Consider the following 18,786-nt stretch of genomic DNA (forward strand, 5'->3'; position numbering starts at 1 on the left):
GCTTTATTTGTTCTCAACAATCGTAAAAGCACCCTGGCCATTAACGGCTTCGGCGAAATTCCCTTCTTCTTTCACAGAAAAAACAACGATCGGAATGTCATTTTCGCGCGCCAGCGAAATGGCAGCGGCATCCATAACCTTCAAATCCTTGGTCAGAACTTCCATGTAAGTCAAATGATCGTAGCGCTTGGCATCGGGATCCTTCATCGGATCGGCCGTATAAACACCATCAACCTTGGTTCCCTTGAATATAGCATCGCAATTCATCTCTGAAGCCCGCAAAGAAGCACATGTATCTGATGTGAAATAAGGGTTTCCTGTGCCAGCGGCAAAAATAACAACGCGGCCTTTTTCCATGTGACGGAACGCCCGGCGACGGATGTAAGGTTCGCAAATCGCCGACATCGGAATGGCGGATTGCACCCGCGTATTCACATCCATTTGCTCCAGCGCATTTTGCAGCGCCAGCGCATTGATCACAATCCCCAGCATCCCCATATAATCGGCTGTCGTCCGGTCCATTCCGGCCGCTGCGCCGGATACGCCGCGGAAAATATTCCCGGCCCCGACAACCAGACAAACCTCGACCCCCATATCGACGACCTGCTTGATATCGCGCGCCACGCGGTTCACCGTATCCGGGTCCAGACCGAATTCGCGGTTTCCCATCAAAACTTCACCGGATATCTTTAGAAGAACGCGTTTAAAGCGGAGCTTTTTATCTGTCATAGGGGTTATCTCATCGGTTCTTTGTTCGGCCATGCCCATTCTTATACACCCTTTTTATAAATTTCAAAAAATTTAACCGCCTCAATGTAATAACAGCCGCGTCGGATTGCAACGCGGCTGTTAAAAAACACTCAGAAAAAGAGCTATCAGCCGTTCACGGCCGCAGCCACTTCCGCAGCAAAATCTGTTTCTTCTTTTTCGATGCCTTCACCAAGCTGGAAGCGCTCATAAGCAACCAGTTCAACCGGCGCACCGACGTCGGCGGCTGCATTTTTCAGCAAGTCAGCAATACGGGTCTCGCCATCAATCACGAAGGTTTGATCCATCAGGCAAATCTCTTCAAAGAATTTACGCATGCGGCCTTCGAGCATTTTTTCAACGATTTCCGCCGGCTTGCCTTCTGCCATCGCCTGCTCACGCAGGATATTGCGCTCACGTTCAGCCACGTCAGAATCAACCGCATCCCGGTTCAGGTATTTCGGAAACGCCGCTGCAACGTGCATGGCAATTTGCTTACCCAGCGCTTGCAGCTTGTCGGCATCGCCTTCGGATTGCAGCGCCACCAGAACACCGATTTTACCCATGTTCGGGGCCACGGCATTGTGGATATAGCCCGTGACAACACCCGGGTTAACGCTCAGAGTAACCGTCCGGCGCAAAGTCATGTGTTCGCCGATCGTCGCAATATTTGAGGTCAAGGTCTCGCGAACGCTTTTGCCGTTACCAAACTGGGCTTCCTGCAGCGCTTCGATATCAGCTTCCTCTTTCAGGGCGATATCGGCAACCTGCTTGACGAAGCTCTGGAACTGTTCGTTCCGGGCAACGAAGTCGGTTTCGGAATTCACCTCAACCAGCGCCCCGCTATTGCCTTGAACAGCCATCGCAATCAAACCTTCGGCAGCCGTCCGGCTTGATTTCTTCTCAGCCTTTGCCAGACCTTTGGTCCGCAGCGCATCGACAGCGGCATCCATATCGCCGCCGGCTTCCTCCAGAGCTTTTTTGGCATCCATCATGCCCGCCCCGGTTTTCTCACGCAGTTCTTTCACCATTGATGCTGTAATCGCAGCCATGTCGTCCTCTTTCTTTCCTCTAAATTGCGTTAACAAAGACCCGTTAGGCCGTTGCTTGTTTCTTGGTCGGCTCTTCTTCAGCCTCGGTTGCCTCGGCAGCCTTGTCGGCTTTCTTGGCTTTCGGCGCTTTTTTCGGAGCTTCAATCAGGTCTTCCTTTTTCGGCTCGACAGCAGCGCCGGCATCAATACCGGAAGCAGCCATTTCAGCCTGCAGACCGTCCAGAACGGCCGCGGAAAACAGATCGCAATACAATTCAATCGCCCGCAAAGCATCATCGTTCCCCGGAATCGGGAAATCAATGTGATCGGGATTGGAATTCGTATCGATAATCGCAAACACCGGAATCCCTAGGTTACGCGCTTCGTTCACAGCCAAGTCTTCCTTGTTTGTGTCGATAATGAACAGGGCATCCGGCAGACCGCCCATATCCTTGATCCCGCCGATCGAAGATTCCAGCTTGTCGCGCTCACGCGTCATCATCAGAATTTCTTTCTTGGTGTAACCTTCGATATCACCGCCCAGAATACCTTCCAGCTCACGCAGACGGTTGATGGACTTCGTGACAGTTTGCCAGTTGGTCATCATACCGCCCAGCCAGCGGTGGTTCACATAGTACTGACCGCAACGTTTGGCAGATTCCTTGATTTTCTCTTGCGCCTGACGCTTGGTGGCAACAAACAGAACCCGACCGCCCTTGGCAGCAATATCACGGATCGTTTTCAGGGAACGATCCAGCATCGGTACGGTTTGTTGCAGGTCAATAATATGAATGCCGTTACGAACACCAAAGATGTAAGGCTTCATTTTCGGGTTCCAGCGCTGGGCGTGGTGACCGAAGTGAACACCGGCTTCCAGAAGCTGGCGCATTGTAAATTCAGGCATGGACATGTCTTTTCTCCTTTTTTCCAGTTATGCCGCTACGGGAGAGGACTGTTTAAAACAGACCGGACAGGCTGGATAAGCCTTAAATTCCCGCATGTGAATTCCTGCCAAAACGGCAGGTTGAGCGCTGATATATATGGTTTTCAGAGAGATTGCAAGGATTACTTTGCGCCGAAAGCCCGCTTGAATTTGCCGAACATCCCGTTGGATGATTTCCCGGACAAGATGTGTTCGACGTCTTCGGCTTTCTTACCCTCAAACGTCAAAACGGACGAAAGCGGTCGCCGCGGCGTGTAAACCGGTTTTCCGCCATAACCAAGCCGCAAGATAAACTGGGCGCGTCCCTGTCTGTCGAGAGCATCATGGAGCCGCAAACGCAACTCCGGCACCTCACACGGCTGGTTCAACGTCGACGCGGCCAGCCCGGCCTCCTCCGCCCGCAATAGAACGCGCATCAAGGCCATCCCGGCCATCAGGCGCGATTTGGTTCCGCCCGACATGCTGCCGACGACAGCAATCACCGGCGATCCCTCATCAAGCTGGTCGTCACGGGCGGCTTTATTGTGCTCCCCCTCAAATCGCCGCAACAGATGCGGCGAGAAAGACGACATAATCGCCGAATAACGGGCACTGTCGCTGGGGATACCATCGCCGCTACCTAAACGGCGCGGGTGAATCCAGTTCAAAAGCTCGCGGCGGAAATGTTTGTCCCCGGTCTGGATATGGTCGGCTTCCGCAACCATGTGAACGATCTGGCCGCGCTCATGCGGCGCACAGATATGAAGCCACGCCCCGGCTTTTTCCGCTTCTTGCTCCAGAGCGCGCAAAAGCTCGTCGGGTACTTTCTTATCCGAAAACGAACCCCAGTTCATATGACGCTTGGCAATAACCTGAAAAAGCCCCTTGTCACTTTCTTCAACCGGAGTATCCAGCTTATGCCCCAGCGTTACAATCGCCATCAGGTCGTCATCGGTCGGATCGGGCAAAAGCTGGGTTGTTTGCTCATAGCCAAAAGCCCGGAGCGCCAGCTGTAAATTGGCCAGCGCCGACCCGCAGGCAATCTCAAGTCCCCGGTCATCCGGGTCCGTCACCGGCAACCCGTAACGCCGGTCGGCATACAAAAACAGCTTGTTGCCGCTGATCGAAAACAGCCACGGCTGCGTGTTATAAGTCGAAGGTGTCAACTGGGCATAGCGCGCACAAAACGCCAGCTTTTCTGCTGCCGTTCCGTCTTGCGGGAAATCTTTTTCGGAAACTTTCCAAGCCGCCATATAATCAACCATCGCCGCCATCCCTCATTTAAATTTATTTATATAAGCAGAAACCGTTATAGCGGGTTCTTTTTAGAAAAGCAAAGCGGTTTACAGCTCCCGCACCTCTTTCACGCCCTCCTCGCGGATCAGGGCGTTGCGGGTATCGGGCGAAAAACCCCATCGCCCCGGCAAGGTCAGTTCCGCGATCAGCCCCGGCTTGGCTTCGGTGTAAATTTTAACTTGTACGCGCCCACCGCCGTCGGCCTCCAGAAGCTGCTTCATCATCCCCACCGGCCGCGGATCGGCCAGTGTAATCTGCACTTCCTTGACCTTCCCGGCCAGAGCCTCATCCAGCGGCTGAATTGTCTGCACGGTATAGCGGAGCTGCTCCTCACGCTGCTCGACCACAGCCTTGAGCAATAGCCCTTCCCCCGGCTCCAGCATATCCTTGACCCGCGCCAGCGTTTCCGAAAACAGAGTCACTTCATAAACGCCGGTTGAATCGGAAAGCTGCAGAAAAGCGAATTTATTCCCTTTTGCCGAAACCTTAACCTGCTTTTTGAGCAAAACTCCCGCCATCTCGATCAGCGCACTGCTCCGGTGGGCCAACTTTTCTTCTACCCGCGCCATCGGCACAATGCCCATGCCTTCCAGTTGCCCGGCTTTCGTATCCAGCGGATGCGCCGACAGGTAAAATCCGACCGCGTCAAATTCCTTCTTGAGCCGCTCCAGCGGATCCCAGTCCCGCACATCCGACAACGCCGGCATCGCCAGAGCTTCTCCCTCGGCATCACCGCCAAACAAACTGTTCTGGCCGCTCTCCCGTTCTTCGCGCTGGTTCTGGGCATAGCGCAAAAGTGCTTCGGCATAATCATGGACCTGCGCCCGGTTAGAGTTCAGACACTCAAACGCCCCGGCACTGGCAAGCTGCTCCATCTGGCGCCGGTTGAGCGTCCCCGCATCCAGCCGGTTGGCAAAATCCTGTAAATCCTTGTAAGGACCGTTCTTGTCCCGCTCGGCAACAAGTACTTCCATCGCATGCTCGCCCACCCCCTTGAGGGCCGCCAGCGCATAACGCACCGCCCCGTCTTCCACCTTGAACTCCGGCAGGGACCGGTTAACATCGGGCAGCAAAAGTGCAATGCCCGAACGATCCAGATCCTGCTTAAATACGGCCAGCTTGTCGGTATTCCCCAGATCCAGAGTCATCGAAGCCGCCATAAACTCAACTGGGTAGTTCGCCTTCAGCCAGCCCGTCCAGTACGCAATAACCGCATAGGCCGCCGCGTGTGATTTGTTAAACCCGTACCCGGCAAATTTGGCGATCTGGTCAAAAATCGCGTTCGCCTGCTCGGCGGGGATATCGTTGTGCTTGGCACAGCCCTTCACGAACATGTCGCGCTGGGCGTCCATCTCCTCCTTGATCTTTTTCCCCATCGCCCGCCGCAGGAGGTCAGCGCCGCCCAGCGTATAGCCGGCCAGAAGCTGCGCCGCCTGCATGACCTGCTCCTGATAGATCATGATCCCGTAGGTTTCTTCCAAAATCGGCTGCAGCTTCGGATGCATGTAATCCGGTTCTTCCTTGCCGTCCTTGATGTCAATATAGCGTGGAATATTGTCCATCGGACCAGGCCGGTACAAAGCGACGAGAGCGATAATATCTTCCAGCCGGTCCGGCTTCATCTTACGCAGGACATCGCGCATCCCGGCACTTTCCAGCTGGAACACCCCGACCGTCTGGCCGCTGGTCAAAAGCTCATAGGTTTTCTGGTCATCAAACGGGATTTCAAGGTGATCGATTTTCTTGCCATGAACTTGTTCAACCAGATCCAGCGCCTTTTTAATCACCGTCATGGTTTTCAGGCCGAGAAAGTCGAATTTGACCAGACCGGATTGCTCCACGAATTTCATATTGAACTGTGTCACCGGCATGTCGGAACGCGGATCGCGATACAGCGCCAGCAGCTTGTGCAGCTCTCGGTCGCCAATCACCAGCCCCGCCGCGTGGGTCGATGCATGGCGGTAGAGTCCTTCAAGCTGCAAGGCAATCGTAATCAGCTTATCAGTGGTCTCATCCCGCATCCGCTCGTTGGCCAGATCCGGCTCCTGTTCCAGAGCCTCAGCCAGTGAAATCGGGTTGGCCGGGTTTGCAGGGATCAGCTTGGCAATCCGGTCGACCTGCCCGTACGGCATTTGCAGCACCCGCCCGACATCACGCACCACGGCCCGCGCCTGCAATTTACCGAACGTAATAATCTGCGCGACGTTATCGTGGCCATATTTATCCTGTACGTAATGAATGACCTCATCCCGGCGTGTCTGGCAAAAATCGACGTCGAAGTCCGGCATCGACACCCGCTCCGGATTCAAAAACCGCTCGAACAGCAAACCGAACTCCAGCGGATCAAGGTCAGTAATCTGCAAGGCCCAGGCCACAACGGAACCGGCCCCCGACCCCCGGCCCGGTCCGACCGGAATATCATGCTCCTTCGACCATTTGATAAAATCCGAACAGATCAGAAAATAACCGGGAAACCCCATTCCCTCGATCACGCCGAGTTCATAATTCAGCCGCTCAAAATAAGGGCTGGCGATTTCTTTCTTTTTCGCCTCGTCAGCGTCCTCAGGAAATACAAATCTCTCCAGCCGCCACTGCAGACCATCTTGTGCCTGCTTGCGCAATTCTTCCGCCTCGTTACGTCCCTCTCCCGTATCAAACGGCGGCAGCAACGGGTCAATCGGTTTCAAAAGATACGAACAGCGCTGCGCAATAATAACTGTATTATCAACAGCCTCCGGAACATCTTTAAACAAATCCCTCATCGCCAGAGCATTCTTAAAATAATGCTCTGGCGTCACCTTCCGACGATCAGATTCGGTGACATAGCGCCCTTCCGCGATACAAAGCAGCGCATCATGCGCTTCATGCATTTTCTTGGTCGGGAAATAACAATCATTTGTCGCCACCAGCGGAATATCATGCTTATAGGCCAGATCAATCAGCGCACCTTCAATCCGGTCTTCCTCCGGCCAGCCATGACGTTGCAGCTCGATATAAAGCCGATCGCCAAATATTTTCTTGAGGCGCTTGAGCGCCGCTTCCGCTTCTTTTGTCTGGTTATGCAGAAGATACTGGTCGACAGGCCCCTTCAAACCGCCGCTCAGGCAAATCAGGCCCTCCGTATGCGCATCCAGTGTCTCCCAGTCGATATGCGGTTTTTCCGTCCCTTCGGTTTCAAGGAAAGACACGCTGACAAGCTTGCAAAGATTGCGATACCCCTGCTCGCTCTGGACCAGCAACACCAGCTGATGCCCCTCCAGCCCCAAGGCAATCTGCGCCCCCAAAACAGGCTGCACCCCGGCCTTGGCGGCGTAAGTGGCAAACTCCATCGCCCCGAACAGGTTGCCGGTATCGGTAATCGCCACAGCCGGCATATTGTATTTCTGACAAAGCCCCAACAGGTCCTTGACCGTGATCGCGCCTTCCGCCAGAGAATAGGCAGAGTGCAGGTGTAGATGCACAAAATTGTCTTTCACAGAATCGGGCATAGTTTTAGTTTTAAGGATAGCGCTTGCTTTCCTCCAGTCTTTTTTTATAACAATCCCATGAGCAAAATCGATTTACCGCCCATTTTCGTCATCAATATGGCCAAAGACACCGACCGCAGGGACGGCATAAACGCCCGTGCACAAAATGTTGCTGTGGAATTGACCTTTATCGAGGCCATCAATGGCCGAGAAATGAGCGATACGGATATCGCCGCCGTTTATGACAGCGCCAAACGCAAACGTTATTTTGGCCGCGATATGACCAAGGGAGAAATCGGCTGCCTGCTCTCTCACCGGAATATCTTTGAAAAGATGGTGAAAGAGGACATCCCGCTGGCCGTCATCCTTGAAGACGACGTAATTTTCGAACCCGATTTTAAAGACGCGCTAACGGCTCTCGCACAATCGTCACGCAAATGGGATGTCATCCGCTTCCTCGGCAGTGAGAAAATCTACAAACGCGGCTGCCGTAAAATCGCGCCGCTCGGCAATACCCGCTATCAATATGCCCGCCTGCCGACCGCCCCCGGCGGCGCCCACGGCTACCTGCTGACCCGGAATGCCGCTGAAATAATGCTGAAGCATATGCAGCGTAACTGGATCCCGATCGACACGCTACAGGGCCGCACATGGGAAACAGGATTAGAAACGCTGGTGCTCTACCCGGCCCCACTCTTTCCGGACCCCGCCGCCGCAACCACGATTGGCAATGATGAGCGCTTTGATAAAACGGTCAAACTGACGGGCTTGCCGCGCCTGTTCTATCCCCTGACCCGTGCCTGGTACAAGCTGGAAGACACCATCGGTAAGAAGAGAATCTATTGGGGCAGCTACCTTAGAGATAAAAAAACGGCCTAAATCTCGCGAACCTTGCCTTGACCGAGCTCAAGGACACGGTCCATTCGGTCGGCAAGGTCCATATTATGCGTGGCGATCAACGCCCCGATCCCGGTATTACGCACCAGCTCGATCAGGATATCGAACACCCCATCCGCCGTATCCGGGTCGAGATTCCCGGTCGGCTCATCCGCCAGCAGTAATTTAGGCTCGTTGGCCAGCGCCCGCGCAATCGCCACACGCTGGCACTCTCCACCCGACAGTCGCGCCGGACGGTGCTCCAACCGGTGGGAAAGCCCCAAAGCCCCCAGTAATTGAGAACCGCGCTCTTTGGCATCTTTCTTTTTACGCCCGGCAATCATCTGCGGCAGGATCACATTTTCCAGCGCCGTAAATTCGGGCTGCAAATAATGGAACTGGTACACAAAGCCCATAAAATCACGGCGCATGGCGGTGCGGGCGCTATCATTCATATGACTGGCATCCTGACCGCCGACAATAATTTTTCCGGCGCTCGGCGTATCCAGCAGCCCGATCTGCTGCAGCAAAGTCGATTTCCCCGCCCCGCTCGGCCCGACCAGCGCGACCATTTCACCCTTTTCGATCGCCATATCCAGTCCCTTCAGGACCGTCAGGCTTTCGCCGCCCTGATAGAACGTTTTTTCCAACCCCTGCACGTCCAGTAACTTACTCATAACGCAGCGCCTCCACAGGATCGAGCCGCGCCGCCCGCCACGCCGGATATAACGTCGCCAGAATAGACAGCGTAAACGCCATCACGACGACCAAAGCCACTTCGTGCCATTCAATTTCCGCCGGCAATTGTGAGAGGAAATAAATCTCGGCCGAGAACAAGTCCACCCCGGTCAGCCCCTGCAACCATTGCCGGATGGCCTCGATATTCAGGGCAAAAGCAATCCCGGCCACAGCCCCGACAAAGGTCCCGGCAAAACCGATACTCGCCCCGGTCAGCATAAAGATTTTCATCATCGAGCGCCGCGGCGCCCCCATCGTTCGCATAATGGCAATATCGCGGCCCTTGTCCTTGACCAGCATAATCATGGAGGAAATGATGTTGAACGCCGCCACGATAATAATCAGCGTCAGGATCAGGAACATGACATTGCGCTCAACCTGCAGCGCATTGAAAAAGCTGTTATTCATATCCCGCCAGTCATAAACCCCGGCGCGCCCTTCAACGATCAGCGATATGCGCCGCCGCACATCTTCCAGCTTCATCGGGTCCTTGGTCATAATTTCCAAAGAGCTAACCGCTTCAGGCAACTGGAAAAATACCTGCGCGGCCTCCAGCGGCATAAAGACAAAACCGCTGTTATATTCATACATTCCGACATCGAAAATCGCGCCAATCTGGTAACTACGCGACCGGGGCATCGTCCCGAAAGGCCCGGATTTCCCCTTGGGCGCAATCAGCGTCACCTTATCCCCCAGCGTCAAATGATATTTATCGGCCATAACCTTGCCGATCGCCACGACATTACCGGTGAACGTGCTTTTGTCACCGACAATAATCCCGTCAGACAAGATCGGCTTGCGGGCAAAATCCTCCGGGGCAATCCCGCGCACCATCACACCATTCGCCGCGCCATGAACCGACAGCAAAGCCTGGGTTTCAATCACCGGCATCACAGATGTCACCCCGTCAACCTCGGCCAGTTTCATACTCAGGACGTTATAATCATAAAGCGGCCCGCTGCGCGTATAGACGTTCATATGCCCGTTCAGTCCCAAAATACGGCCAACCAGCTCCGCCCGGAAACCGTTCATCACCGACATGACGATAATCAGTGTCGCCACGCCCAGCATGATGCCCATAAAAGAAAAACCGGCGATCACGGACACAAAGCCTTCGGCTTTCCGCGCTCGCAGATACCGCCCGGCCACCATTCTTTCAAAAGGGGAAAACATATGAACAATCACTCGTCAGGCAGGATTAATGACAGCCGCCGCCACAGCAAGACCCTTCGTCTTCATCTACGCACGCTTCTTTAGACTCGTCCTTGCAACAGCCGCCGTTATCACCGCAGCCACAACCTTTTTTCTCCAACAGCTTTTCCAGCAATTCATTTTGCTGCATCAGCAACTGGATGATTTCCTCGGCTTTGTTTTGCAAAGTATTTTCCATTCTATTTCTCCTTAATAAGCTTTTCCGATATAAACTTTTTCACCCTTGTCCGCAAAGGGCATACAACGCGGGGTCAGGGAAAACTCCTTGGCAAGGGTTTCAAATGCGCCGCCCTGGATCAATTTAGTATCAATCCGGACAAAACCAATCTTCCCGGCACCAAAAAACGCCTTGATCTCGTCGAGCGACGATACGTCCTCAATATGATTATCACGGAAAGACCGCGCCCGGCCCAGCAATTCATCGTGAATAGCATCCAGCAAAACACCCACTTTGCCGGTAAACTCATCCAGACCGCAGGTTTCCTTGGACTCGCGGCCCAGATCACGGCGTACGTGCGTAACCTGCCCGGCTTCCATTTCACGCTGGCCAACCTCGACGCGCAGCGGCACGCCTTTTTTGATGGCTTCCCACATCTTGTCGGGTGTCCGCATGTCGCGGTCATCCAGCTTGACACGAACACCTTGTGCTTTCAATTGCGCCGCCAGGTTTTGACAATACTCATGAATGGCCGTTACATCGCTGTCATCGCGGGCGACGGGAATAATCACAACCTGATACGGGGCCACGCGCGGCGGCATAATCATCCCGTCGTCATCACCGTGCGTCATAATCATTCCGCCGATCAGGCGCGTCGAAATACCCCATGACGTTGTGTAAGCAAATTGCTCCTGCCCTTCACGTCCCTGAAATTTGATACCGCAGGATTTGGAAAAATTCTGTCCCAGATCATGCGACGTCCCGGCCTGCAGCGCTTTACCGTCCTGCATCATGCCCTCGATGGCAAACGTCGCATCGGCGCCGGGAAAACGTTCATCCTCGGTTTTCTCCCCCGTCAACACCGGCAAAGCCAGATACTCTTCAGCAAACACCCGGTAAACTTCCAGCATCTTCAGCGCATCTTCGCGCGCCTCTTCCGCCGTTTCAAAGGCGTTATGCCCTTCCTGCCAGAGAAATTCAGATGTCCGCAGGAACATCCGCGTCCGCATTTCCCAGCGCACGACGTTCGCCCACTGGTTCAGCTTGAGCGGCAGATCACGGTAAGACTGCACCCAGCGCGCCATGGCATCACCGATAATCGTCTCGGACGTTGGACGCACGATCAACGGTTCGTCCAGCTCCGCTCCTGGCGCAGGCCGCAAACCGCTGCCATCCGGATTGGCTTCCAGCCGGTGATGCGTCACAACTGCGCATTCCTTGGCAAAACCTTCGACATGCTCGGCCTCACGGCTCAGGAAACTCAGCGGAATAAACAGGGGAAAATAGGCGTTCTCCACCCCGGCATCCTTAATCATGCCATCAAAAATACGCTGCATATTTTCCCACACGGCATAGCCATAGGGTTTGATAATCATGCAGCCGCGCACCGGCGAATTTTCCGCCATATCGGCCGCCTTGATGACCTGCTGGTACCATTCAGGAAAATTTTCTTCCCGCGTCGGCGTAATTGCTGTCCGTGTATTCTTTTTTTGTTGTGCCTGTGCGTTCATGTTCTAATTATATCCTACTCTTTGTCATTCTGAGCGAAGCGAAGAATCTTTTACTGACGACTTTAGATCCTTCGCTACGCTCAGGATGACAGTTCTAAAATCAAAACCTAATGTCCTTCACCCCAGATTAATTCACCTTCATCTTTGACGACAGGCGCCAAACGCAAGGGCGGCTCTTGGGCCGCCTCAGGCTGCGGAACAGGTTCGGGCTTTTTCATCCCGCACATCGTCAATGCCGCATCCGTCAGATTCTGCCCATTAAACACAACTGTACCGTCGCGGTAAATCTCTATCATACCGAAATGCGCATTTAGTTCCGTCCCGGCAGGCAGCGAAGGCTGCAACCCCTGCGCCAAATCAACACTCAGCGGTATCCGCACAACATCAGGCACAATCACCGGCGCCGCCGCCAGATCCGCAGGCGTCACCGCATTTCCATGCACATCGACACCGGGCTGGTAAATGACACTCTTTTCCGGTTCATGACGCGCCAGAAGCTTGCAAACAGCCTCCGGGTTTTGCGCGAATGATTTGCTCGGAATCGTAATTAAAAACAATAAGATGAAAAGTTTTCTTAGCATTTGAATTTAAACTCTTGATACATGCACCGTAACATAGGGCTTAAAGCCCAGAACAATCTGGATCAACCGCCGCACACCAATGCGCACCTCTTCGTGAACGGCGTGGTCGTCGCGGCGATCGTCCCGGTCCATATCCGCAAGGATGTCCTTGATCTCGCCATAGATATCCTGTTCCAGCTCCCGGTCTTCATCGCTATTCAGGTCCAAAAGCCCCAGAACGTCGACCTGCGGGTGATCCACCACATCGCCCCGCTCGTCCAGAACCAGAGAAACAAAAACCGCGCCGCGATATTGCAACCGCCGCCGCTCGGCAATCCCTTCATGCTCGACATCTAAAATCCGCTTGGGCTCAACAGCCAGCATCCCCGTTTTAATTTCGGCTACAACTTTCGGCTTTTGCCCGTCCTGCAAAGCCACAATCTTACCATTACCCGGAATAACAATATTCTTGATCCCCTTGTCCCGTCCCATTGCGGCCTGCTTTTCCAGCATCGCGCGCTCGCCATGAACCGTCACCAGCGTATCCGGCCGCACCCAGTCCAGCATATCGTTGATCTCGTCCTGACACGGGTGACCCGATACATGGATTTTATAGGGCGAACGGTGCGGCGTTAAAATCCGCACGCCTTCCCCACTCAGAATATTGGTCAGATCATAAATCGCGCGCTCATTGCCCGGAATAACCCGCGAAGAAAATACAAACACATCGCCGCTTTTCACTTTCAGGCGCGGGTTATCGCCATGAATAATCCGGGTCAGCGCGGCATTATGCTGCGCCTGCGATCCCGCCGCCACGATCACCAGCTTGCCGCGCGGCATATCCGCCGCTTCATCCTGATCGATAAACGGCGCGACATCCTGCAAATAGCCGCAAGCCTTGGCGGCCTCAATATGCTTGTGCAGCGAGCGCCCCGCCAGAACCACTTTCCGCCCGTGCTTTTTCGCCGCCCGGCAAATACTCTGCAGCCGCCCGGTATTGGTCGCAAAAATGGTAACCAGCAGCGCGCCTTTTTTCTCATCGGCCATAAGCTGATCGAGCCCCTTTTCCACGTCGCCCTCCGACCCGGCGCGCCCCGGCGTTAGGGCATTCGTGGAATCCCCGATATAGGCCATCACGCCCTTGTCACCGGCGGCCCGGAACGTTTTTTCATCCGTCTGCCCGTTAATCACCGGCGTCGGGTCGATGTTCCAGTCGGCGCTGTGAACCACGCGCCCGGCCTCTGTCTCGATAATCAACGACGTCGCGTCCGGGATCGAATGCGTCACATGCACGAATGTCACCTTAAACGGCCCGGCATCAATCGTATCACCGGCCTTGACCACATTGACATCAGCATCCCGGCAATCGGGAAATTCCTTGAATTTTTGCTCCAGAATTGCCGCCGTATAGGGCGTGCAATAAATCGGCGCGCGCAGCCGCGGCCATAAATACGCCAGCGCCCCGACATGGTCTTCGTGCGCATGGGTAATGATAATCGCGCTTAAATCCTTGCGGCGTTCTTCCAGAAACGCCGGATCGGGCAGCAAAATATCAACCCCCGGCAGCCGCCAGTCGGCAAACCCGATCCCGCAATCAACCGCCAACCATTTATTGTCCGTGGCATACAGGTTAAAATTCACACCGAACTCTTCACTTCCGCCCAGCGACAGGAAATGCAGTTTATCCGGATCCAGTTTTAGTTTTTTGGTCATTCTGCCGCTTCTGTATGTGATTTATTCTGTTCCATGGCTTTGATAAATGCGTGCTAACCCGCGCAAAGTCAAATCTTTATCCACTTTTTCAATCGCCGGGATCGCATCGGCAAATAAGGGCGCCAGCCCACCCGTCGCGACCACAGCCGGTTTCACGCCCAGCTCTCCCTCTATCCGGGCCAGCATCCCTTCGATCATGCTGGCATACCCCCAGTACAAACCGGATTGCATGGCATCCACCGTATTTGTCCCGATCACATGCGCGGGGCTTTCTACGCAGATATCTGGAAGTTTGGCTGCCGCGCTGACCAAGGCCTCTTTCGACAAATTCACACCCGGCGCAATGACACCGCCGACAAACGCGCCATCCGCATCCACGACATCGAACGTTGTCGCCGTCCCGAAATCAACCACCACCACAGGCGCACCATAATCACACGCCGCCGCATAGGCATTAATCAGGCGATCCGCCCCGGCCTGCGCCGGAACATCAAGCTTTATCACCATAGGAACCGTTTCATGCGTCACAAACAGCAGTTCGGAATCGGTGCATGATCCGGCAAATTGTTTCACAACCGGGTCGAGCCGCGGCACAACCGACCCGACCACAGCCGCCGTTACGCCGGACAGGTCAAACGGCAAATGAACGTCGTCCACCGCATGCACAGCCGCCGTCTCCATCCGGTGAATAGCGCACAGCTCATCCCCGTCATACAGGGCGAACACAATATTCGTATTTCCGGCATCAATAACCAGCAACACAGGCTCTATTCGCTTTCTTCAAAATACACGTCGCCGGCGCGCACAGCCCGGACATTTCCATCGGCCAGCTCTACCAGTAAAGTACCATCCGCGTCCAAATCTTTAAAAACACCGGAAAACTCTTCCGCAGCCAGCCGGACCTTCACAGCCTGCCCCAGACCATGCGCCTGTGCCAGCCATGCCTCCCGGACAGGGGCAAACCCCTCCCCCTGCCAGCATTCATATTCCCGGCCCAAATGAGCCAACAGCTTGTCCCGGAACGGATGAATCGGAACCTGTCCGCCACCGCTCAACGCCTGTAAGCCAGCCGCCCCCTCCGGCGGCGCCATAATATTAACACCAACGCCAACCGTCAGCCCCTCAACACGGTCGCCCTGAATATCACTCTCCAGCAATATACCCGCAGCCTTTTTGCCATCGACAAGAATATCATTCGGCCATTTCAGCGTTTTCTTGTGCCCTGATTCAATCACGTCATCCATCGCCGCCGACACCGCCAGCGCCACAACAAACGCCAGCTGCCCGGCCTGATTGGCGGTGCAACCGGGCCGCAGCAAAGCCGACATATAAAGATTACCGATCGGTGAATTCCATTCGTTGCCTTGCCGCCCACGGCCCTTGGTCTGGGTCAGGCATTGCACAACCGTGCCTTCGGGAAGTCCTTCCTCCGCCAGCTCGCGGACATAATCCTGCGTCGAGGACAAAGACGCGTAAGTATGAACTTGCCAGTCAACCATCAGCCGCCAAAAAATACGGAAGACGCATTCCGGGCAATCTGGACCAGCGTATCGGGAACCAGAATAAAGGCCAGAACAAACAACACGCTAATCAGGACCATAGCCCGGCGCCCCAGACCGAAATCCTGATCGAAAGGATCGGCGGGCGGATCAAAAAACATGACCTTGATAATCCGCAAATAATAGAAGGCCGCAATAACCGACGTTAAAACGCCGATCACCGCCAGAACGTACATGCCTTGCTGAACAGCGGCCTGAAATACAAACATCTTGCTGAAGAAACCCGCCATCGGCGGAATAGCGCCCATGGAAAACATCAGGATCGCCATAGCATAGGCATACATCGGATTATGACGGGAAAAACCGGCCAGATCAGCCAGCTGCACCGCCGGCAGTCCGCCGCGACGCATCATCAAAATAATAGAGAACACCCCGGCAGTCATCATCAGGTAAATCACAAGATATATGATGACGGCGCTTATTCCCTGCGGAGAAGCCACCACCAGCCCCACCAGTGCATACCCCATATGGCTGATCGAGCTGTACGCCATCAGGCGCTTGATATTGGTTTGAACCAGAGCCCCGAAGCCCCCGACAACCATCGACCCGACAGATATCACCCAAAGCACCTGTTGCCATTGATCGACCATCGAACCAAACGGAACCATCATTAGCCGGATCAAAAGAGCCATCGCCGCGATTTTGGGCACCATAACAAACAGCGCCGTCACAGATGTCGCGGCTCCTTCATAAACATCGGGGCTCCACATGTGAAAAGGCACCGCCGAGAGCTTGAACGCCATCCCGACCAGAATAAACACCATTCCGACCGTCACGCCGACAGGGATCGGGCCTTCCGCCAGCACGGCGGCAATCGCATCAAACCCGATCGCCCCTGTATAGCCATAGACAAGGGAAATACCGAACAACAACATCCCCGATGACAAAGCGCCCAGGATAAAATATTTGATCCCCGCTTCGCCGGATCTCTGGTTATCGCGCCGGAAAGCCGCCAGAACATAAAGGCTGAGCGCCTGTAATTCCAGCGCCATATAAGCCATCAGCATGTCATTGGCCGAAACCATCAACAACATCCCCAGCCCGGCCAGCATGACCAGAAGCGGATATTCAAACTGGACCATTTCTTCCTGCTGGAGGTATTTAACAGACAGCGCAACGGACGCCATCAAACCGACAAGAACCAGCATCTTCATAAGTCCGGCAAACTGGTCCATCACAAACATGCCGCCAAAGGCCAGACCGCGGTCCCAATCAATCCCCAGCAAAAACAAAAGCGCCAACCCAAAACAGCCCACCACGGAAACACAAATGCCGCACGTCAGTTCCCGGCCGCGGGACACCCCGACCACCAGCAAAACCAGAGCCGCCGCCGCCAGAAATATTTCCGGCAACGCAATGATCGGCGAAGCTAGAGATACAACATCACTCATTTATAATTTCCTCCGGCATCGGCGGCATAACGCCAAACACCTCTGTTTCCTCATTCCCGGCCGCCGGCATAATCCCGTTTAAGTTCCATTGAGAAAGCTCTAGGGGCTTTTGCAAACCGATGTGATAATTCAGCATAAGCTTTTCCAAAGCCGGTTCTGTGCGTTCCAGAATAAAATTCGGAAACAGACCAAACCAGATCACCATCCCGACAATAGGGAAGAAAATAACGATTTCCCGCATATTCAAATCCGGCAGGATAGACGCATCCGCATTATCCTGTGGCCCGAAAATGATTTTGCGGTAAAGACGCAGCATATAAATAGCGCCCAGAATAATCCCCCCGGCAGAGAAAAACGCCAGCGTCACATTCACATGGAACACCCCGAGCAAAGCCAGAAACTCACCGACGAACCCGGACGTTCCCGGCAAGCCAACCGACCCCAGCATCAAAATCATAAACACGGTCGCATACACAGGCATATTGTTCACAAGCCCGCCATAACGCGACATTTCCCGCGTATGCAGCCGGTCGTAAACCACCCCGACACACAAGAACAAAGCCGCAGAAATCAAGCCGTGAGACAACATCTGGTAAACACCGCCCTGAAGCCCTTGAATCGTACCCGTAAAAATCCCCAGTGTCACAAAGCCCATATGCGCCACCGATGAATAGGCAATCAGCTTTTTCATGTCGCGCTGGACAAACGCCACCAGCGAAGCATAGGCAAACGCCACAACGCTTAGCCCGTAAACCAGCGGAGCGAAATAAGCGCTGGCATCCGGGAACATCGGCAGGGAAAACCGTAAAAACCCGTAACCGCCCATTTTCAGCAAAACCCCGGCCAGAATAACCGAGCCAGCCGTTGGCGCCTGCACGTGCGCATCCGGCAGCCACGTATGCACCGGCCACATCGGCACCTTGATCGCAAAGCTGACAAAGAAGGCCAGCCATAACCACCGCTGGATATCCGCCGTCACCGGGTTGGCCATCAAAGTCGGGATGTCCGTCGTCCCGGTCAGGAAATACAGCGCCAACAGCCCGACCAGCATCAACACCGATCCCGTCAGCGTATAAAGGAAAAATTTATAGGCCGAATAAACCCGGTTTTCTCCGCCCCATATCCCGATAATTAAAAACATCGGGATCAGCGACCCTTCATAGAAAACATAGAACAACAAGGCATCCAGAGACGTGAACGTCCCGATCATAAAAGTTTCCAAGATCAAAAACACAATCATGTATTCTTTGACCCGTGTCTTGACCGACTCCCAGCTCGCCAGAATGCAGACAGGGGTCAGAAAAGCCGAAAGCATCACAAAAAACAGGGAAATACCATCAACCCCGACATGATAGGAAATCCCCAGTCCCGGGAACCATTCAGACTTTTGGACAAACTGGAACCCCGGATCGCCAACGTCGAACTGGAACAACATGTAAAGGCTGAGCACAAAGGTAAACAACGATGTAAATAGCGCCGTTTTGCGGACATTATTCGCCGCTTCGACCGTATCCTTGTTACCGATCATCAAGATAAACAATATCCCGACCAGCGGCAGGAAGATCATAATGGATAATATCGGCAGTTCCGTCATAACCCCTGTATC

Annotated in this window: 16 protein-coding genes; 1 reads left to right on the forward strand and 15 read right to left on the reverse strand. The window is 54.2% G+C overall.

From position 1 onward, the window contains the following. Positions 1–3: 3 nt before the first annotated feature. From H6868_07555 to dnaE, 5 genes are all read right to left on the reverse strand, one after another. Positions 4–729 carry a UMP kinase gene (locus H6868_07555; protein MCB9989172.1) on the reverse strand — a complete coding sequence of 242 codons (726 nt, stop codon included), beginning with the start codon at positions 727–729 and terminating at the stop codon, positions 4–6. A gap of 146 nt (positions 730–875) precedes the next feature. After that, positions 876–1,799, reverse strand: a complete 924-nt coding sequence (locus tag H6868_07560; GenBank protein ID MCB9989173.1) for an elongation factor Ts — start codon at positions 1,797–1,799, stop codon at positions 876–878. Between the two features lie 43 nt (positions 1,800–1,842). Continuing rightward, positions 1,843–2,688, reverse strand: a complete 846-nt coding sequence (rpsB, locus tag H6868_07565) for a 30S ribosomal protein S2 (GenBank protein MCB9989174.1) — start codon at positions 2,686–2,688, stop codon at positions 1,843–1,845. Between the two features lie 155 nt (positions 2,689–2,843). Further along, positions 2,844–3,965: a nitroreductase gene (locus H6868_07570; protein MCB9989175.1), complete on the reverse strand. Its 1,122-nt coding sequence runs from the start codon at positions 3,963–3,965 to the stop codon at positions 2,844–2,846. A gap of 78 nt (positions 3,966–4,043) precedes the next feature. Further along, positions 4,044–7,484, reverse strand: a complete 3,441-nt coding sequence (dnaE, locus tag H6868_07575) for a DNA polymerase III subunit alpha (GenBank protein MCB9989176.1) — start codon at positions 7,482–7,484, stop codon at positions 4,044–4,046. Positions 7,485–7,541: 57 nt separating this feature from the next. Between dnaE and H6868_07580 the strand changes: the two genes are divergently transcribed. After that, on the forward strand, positions 7,542–8,342 hold the full coding sequence (locus tag H6868_07580) for a glycosyltransferase family 25 protein (protein ID MCB9989177.1): 801 nt from the start codon (positions 7,542–7,544) through the stop codon (positions 8,340–8,342). On the opposite strand, the gene H6868_07585 is transcribed toward H6868_07580, so the two are convergent. From H6868_07585 to H6868_07630, 10 genes are all read right to left on the reverse strand, one after another. Continuing rightward, complete coding sequence (locus tag H6868_07585; GenBank protein MCB9989178.1) at positions 8,339–9,016, reverse strand: ABC transporter ATP-binding protein; 678 nt, start codon at positions 9,014–9,016, stop codon at positions 8,339–8,341. The two genes, H6868_07580 and H6868_07585, sit on opposite strands and share 4 nt — an antisense overlap. Next, a complete protein-coding gene (locus tag H6868_07590) occupies positions 9,009–10,250 on the reverse strand; it encodes a lipoprotein-releasing ABC transporter permease subunit (GenBank protein ID MCB9989179.1) in 1,242 nt (413 codons plus the stop codon). Before H6868_07590 ends, H6868_07585 begins: the two co-directional genes overlap by 8 nt. A 25-nt stretch (positions 10,251–10,275) precedes the next feature. Beyond that, positions 10,276–10,467, reverse strand: a complete 192-nt coding sequence (locus H6868_07595; protein ID MCB9989180.1) for a hypothetical protein — start codon at positions 10,465–10,467, stop codon at positions 10,276–10,278. Positions 10,468–10,478: 11 nt separating this feature from the next. Beyond that, positions 10,479–11,957 carry a proline--tRNA ligase gene (locus H6868_07600; GenBank protein ID MCB9989181.1) on the reverse strand — a complete coding sequence of 493 codons (1,479 nt, stop codon included), beginning with the start codon at positions 11,955–11,957 and terminating at the stop codon, positions 10,479–10,481. Between the two features lie 107 nt (positions 11,958–12,064). Continuing rightward, the gene (locus tag H6868_07605; protein ID MCB9989182.1) at positions 12,065–12,514 is read right to left on the reverse strand and encodes a hypothetical protein; all 450 of its coding nucleotides are present in this window, start codon (positions 12,512–12,514) and stop codon (positions 12,065–12,067) included. 30 nt (positions 12,515–12,544) lie between these two features. Then, positions 12,545–14,230, reverse strand: coding sequence for a ribonuclease J (locus H6868_07610; protein ID MCB9989183.1), 1,686 nt, complete (start codon positions 14,228–14,230; stop codon positions 12,545–12,547). A gap of 21 nt (positions 14,231–14,251) precedes the next feature. Then, positions 14,252–14,992 (reverse strand): type III pantothenate kinase, encoded by a 741-nt coding sequence (locus H6868_07615; protein MCB9989184.1) that lies wholly within the window; start codon positions 14,990–14,992, stop codon positions 14,252–14,254. 5 nt (positions 14,993–14,997) lie between these two features. Next, positions 14,998–15,729, reverse strand: coding sequence for a biotin--[acetyl-CoA-carboxylase] ligase (locus H6868_07620; GenBank protein MCB9989185.1), 732 nt, complete (start codon positions 15,727–15,729; stop codon positions 14,998–15,000). Further along, complete coding sequence (gene nuoN / locus H6868_07625) at positions 15,729–17,180, reverse strand: NADH-quinone oxidoreductase subunit NuoN (protein ID MCB9989186.1); 1,452 nt, start codon at positions 17,178–17,180, stop codon at positions 15,729–15,731. Before nuoN ends, H6868_07620 begins: the two co-directional genes overlap by 1 nt. After that, positions 17,173–18,774 carry an NADH-quinone oxidoreductase subunit M gene (locus H6868_07630; GenBank protein ID MCB9989187.1) on the reverse strand — a complete coding sequence of 534 codons (1,602 nt, stop codon included), beginning with the start codon at positions 18,772–18,774 and terminating at the stop codon, positions 17,173–17,175. The genes nuoN and H6868_07630 overlap by 8 nt, the downstream gene beginning before the upstream one ends. Between the last annotated feature and the right edge of the window lie 12 nt (positions 18,775–18,786).

The sequence above is a fragment of the Rhodospirillales bacterium genome (genome assembly GCA_020638175.1).
Classification (GTDB): domain Bacteria; phylum Pseudomonadota; class Alphaproteobacteria; order Micavibrionales; family Micavibrionaceae; genus JACKJA01.